The organism is Methylomonas sp. BG-2, assembly GCF_057766305.1.
Genome location: NZ_JBYMAP010000303.1, coordinates 1 through 3,998 on the forward strand (window position 1 = coordinate 1; position 3,998 = coordinate 3,998).

3 protein-coding genes are annotated in these 3,998 nt (G+C 61.2%); 2 read left to right on the plus strand and 1 reads right to left on the minus strand.

Annotated elements, in window-relative coordinates; all coding sequences use genetic code 11:
• Positions 1-141 precede the first annotated feature (141 nt).
• The gene (locus tag AC3B8H_RS19170; RefSeq protein WP_488443123.1) at positions 142-1,059 is read right to left on the minus strand and encodes a DMT family transporter; all 918 of its coding nucleotides are present in this window, start codon (positions 1,057-1,059) and stop codon (positions 142-144) included.
• A 199-nt stretch (positions 1,060-1,258) separates the two neighbouring features.
• Between AC3B8H_RS19170 and AC3B8H_RS19175 the strand changes: the two genes are divergently transcribed.
• Both AC3B8H_RS19175 and AC3B8H_RS19180 read left to right on the plus strand, forming a co-directional pair.
• Positions 1,259-2,674 (plus strand): aminotransferase-like domain-containing protein, encoded by a 1,416-nt coding sequence (locus tag AC3B8H_RS19175; protein ID WP_488443124.1) that lies wholly within the window; start codon positions 1,259-1,261, stop codon positions 2,672-2,674.
• Positions 2,675-2,864: 190 nt separating this feature from the next.
• Entirely contained in the window at positions 2,865-3,974 is a 1,110-nt protein-coding gene (locus AC3B8H_RS19180) for a response regulator (RefSeq protein WP_488443125.1), read from the plus strand.
• Positions 3,975-3,998 lie beyond the last annotated feature (24 nt).

The window sequence follows — 3,998 nt, forward strand, 5'->3', positions numbered from 1 at the left end:
AAATCGAATTCACCGCCCTCGTGGGTCGGCAGGCGAAACAGCGGCGCCGGACTGCCGATAACGGGCGGATCGGCCCAACTCGGCGACGCAAAAGGCAGCCAAGTGAGGATTAAAGCTAAACGTTTAAGCAGCGGTGAATATCTATTCATCTGGACCTCGCGGCAGGTTGGAAAGGGCCGGAACGCGCAGCCGGCGCGGCTCGCGCCGGCCCAAGATTACGCACGCCAACACGACGGAAGCGGCAATCAATTGCGAGCGGCCCACCGCTTCGCCCAGGATCAGCGCCGCGCCGGCCAGCGTCAGGAACGGTTGCAACAATTGCAGTTGACCGATCCGGGCAATACCGCCCATCGCCAAACCTTTATACCACGCGAAAAAGGCCAGATACATGCTGACGAAGCTGACGTAGGCGAAACCGCCCAGACTGGTCCAGCCGACCGTCGACCAATGCGCCGGCGCGGCCAGCCAGACCGCCGGTAACAAACACGGCGCTGCCAACAGCAAGGCCCAACTGATGGTCTGCCACGCGCCCAGCTCGCGCGACATGCGAGCGCCCTCGGCGTAGCCGAAACCGACCGAGGCCACCGCCCCGAGCAGTAGCCAATCGGCCCGGCTAAGCCCTCCCCCGCCTATCCACCAGCAAAAGCCGACGATCGTCGCGCTACCGACCAGCGAGGCCGTCCAATACCGGATGCCGGGGCGTTCGCCGGCCAACCAAGCCGCGCATAGCGCGGTCGCCAAGGGTGCCAGACCGACGATGACCGCGGCATGCGCGGCAGCGGCGGTATACAAGGCCAAAGTCGAGAGCAGCGGAAAACCGACGACCACTCCGGCGGCAACCAGGGCCAGACGCCCGCATTGGCGGCGGGACGGCCGGGGCGCTTTCATCCACCATAGCGCGACGGCCGCCAGCCCGGCGGCGACCACGGCCCGGCCCAGGCCGACGAAGACCGGGTCGAGGTCGGCGACAGCCAGCCGGGTAGCCGGCAAGGTCAAACTGAAGCCCAGGATGCCGAGCATCCCAAAGCAGGCGGCGCGCGTTTGAGTCGGTAGAGTCATGATGAGTTCTCTTGTCGTTAGCGGAATGCCGAATCGCCGGTGAATCAGGCCCGCGGACCCATACAACGATTGACGCACTTATGCTAGCCGACTAAGCCAAAACCAATACAGCCTCAAAAATGTTAAATTTAAACTATACAGATCTCCCAAACACCAGCCTGTATCAGTCACAGCCACCCACAACTGTAGCGGTCGCCCAATGCCATTGCTTTATCAGGAAATCGCCGAGCGCCTCGCCGGCGCCATTGCCCAACAGATTTACCGACCCGGCGAACGCTTGCCCAGCGTGCGCCAATTGGCCGAAACCCAGCAAGTTAGCACCGCGACGGCGGTCCAGGCCTTGCGCTACTTGGAAGACCTCGGCCAGATCGAAGTCAAACCGCGATCCGGGTATTATGTGCGCCCGGCCGCGCCGGCGACCCGATTGCCGGAACCGGCGGAGTCCGGACCGGTATTGCAACCGACACCGGTCAGCGGTCAGGAATTGGTGCTGCGTTTAGCCAAAGCCGCCGCCGAACGTAGCACGGTACCCTTCGGCGCCGCAGTCCCGGCGCCATCCTTTCTGCCGGTCCTTAAAATCGAACGCGCGCTGGCCGGTTGCGCCCGCCGCCATCGCAACCGGATTGCCGGCTACGAACTGGCGCAAGGCAATCCGGAACTCCGCAGACAGATTGCCCGACGCATGTTGGAAGCCGGCTGCGCGCTGGCGGCGGACGACATCGTCGTGACCAACGGCTGCCAAGAGGCCATCGCACTGGCCTTGCGAGCCGTCACCCAAGCCGGCGACATAGTCGCGATCGAGTCGCCGACCTTTTACGGTCAGTTCCAGGTCATCGAAGCCCTGGGTTTGAAGACTATCGAAATCCCCACCCACCCGCGCGACGGCATATCCTTGGAAGCACTGCAACTGGCCTGCGAGCAATGGCCGGTTAAGGCGTGTTTGGTGGTGCCCAACTATAGCAACCCGCTCGGCTTTCTAATGAGCGAGCCGCGTAAGCGCGAACTGTTGATGTTGGCCGGGCGGCATCGGTTCGCGTTGATAGAAGACGACGTCTATGGCGATCTGGGCCATAGCGTGAAGCGGCCACCAGTCATCAAGGCCTGGGACGACGACGGCCGGGTGCTACATTGTTCTTCGTTCTCCAAATCCTTGTCGCCCGGCTTGAGAATTGGCTGGATAGCGCCGGGACGCTATTTAAAGCAAATCGAATACCTAAAATACACCGCCAATCTGGCGACGCCGTCGTTGACGCAACTGGCGGTCGCCGAACTGTTGGCCGACGGCACGTTCGAGCGCGGCCTGCGCCTATCCCGCCGCCGCTATGCAGAGGCCGTCGCGAAAATGACCGAAGCTATCGTCCGGTATTTTCCCGCCGCCACCAAACTGACTCAACCGGCCGGCGGTTTCGTCCTGTGGCTGGAATTGCCCGAAGCGGTCGATGCGTTGCTGTTGGCTCAGCGGGCCTTGACCGAGGGCATCAGTATCGCTCCCGGTCCGGTCTTTTCGGCAACCGGTAAATACCGCAACTTTATCCGTATTAACTGTGCCTGCGATTGGGATCGAAACATCGAACGCGCCATCGAGAAATTGGGCCGTCTGGTTGCCACCGCCTGAGCCTATCCAATCCCGCGGCCGAAGCGGCCCAGCCCGGACGGGGCAAGCGGTTTTACGCGATGCGGCGGCCCAGCCCCGGAGTTTGATTAGGCTCACAGTTTTGCCGGGACCGGCTCGGAAAAATCGTGATACAGTTCGAAGTCTGTTTCGCCCACCGCGCAATGCATTGGCGATTGCAAACATTACAACCATGGGGTATCCGCAACCGATGCTCAGAAAAACTGTATTGATCGTCGACGACGCGCCGGAAAACCTGACGGTTCTTAGCGATTTGCTGGCGCCGTTGTACCGGGTCCTGGTCGCCAATTCCGGCCGGAAAGCCCTTGCCATCGCCGGTGCCAAACCTCGCCCGGATTTGGTATTGCTGGATGTCATGATGCCGGAGATGGACGGTTATCAAGTCTTCGAACAATTGCGCCGACAAACGCAAACCGCCGACATTCCGGTGATTTTCGTCACCGCGATGGATAGTGCCGAAGCCGAGTTGCAAGGCCTGGATGCCGGCGCGGTCGATTACATCACCAAACCGATCACCGCCCCCATCTTGCTGGCCAGGGTCCGCAATCAATTGGAACTAAAGCAATCCCGAGACTGGCTACGCATCCGCAACAACCGGCTGGAATCGGAAATCGCCAGACGCATGAGCGAAAACGAAGCGATTCAAGACGTCAGCATCCGCGCGCTGGCCCGATTGGCTGAAATCCGGGACACCGAAACCGGTAATCACATTCTACGCACTCAGTGTTACGTGCATACCCTTGCGGAAAAGCTCGCGCCCCACTCCCGCTTCGCGGCACTGTTAACCGACGACTACATCAAACTGCTGGCCCAGTCGGCACCGCTGCACGATATTGGCAAGGTCGGCATTCCGGATGCGATATTGCGCAAGCCCGGCCCGCTGGACGCGCGGGAATGGGCCATTATGAAAACCCACGCCAAACTGGGCAGCGACGCGATCGAATCGGCCGAACGCGAAGGCGCCGGCCCGGTGGCCTTCTTGAATCTGGCCAAGGAAATCGCGCATTGGCACCACGAAAAATGGGACGGCAGCGGCTATCCGGATGGCTTGCGCGGCGACGCGATCCCGCTGTCCGCGCGGATCATGGCCTTGGCCGACGTATTCGACGCCCTGATTTCGCGGCGGGTTTACAAGGAAGCCCTGCCTATCTCCGAAGTACGGCGCATTATCGAGGAAGGTAAGGGCCGACATTTCGACCCCGACCTCGTCGATGCCTTTTTCGGCGACTTCGAGGCTTTTCAAACAATAGCCGACACCTACCGCGACGATGCAACCTCTTAAACCATTTGCCGCCATGGCGCTTTT

Excerpts from the sequence above, each read along its gene's own strand:
- AC3B8H_RS19170 (WP_488443123.1), bottom strand. The coding sequence starts at position 1,059 with ATGACTCTACCGACTCAAACGCGCGCCGCCTGCTTTGGGATGCTCGGC.
- AC3B8H_RS19175 (WP_488443124.1), top strand. The coding sequence starts at position 1,259 with ATGCCATTGCTTTATCAGGAAATCGCCGAGCGCCTCGCCGGCGCCATT.
- AC3B8H_RS19180 (WP_488443125.1), top strand. The coding sequence starts at position 2,865 with ATGGGGTATCCGCAACCGATGCTCAGAAAAACTGTATTGATCGTCGAC.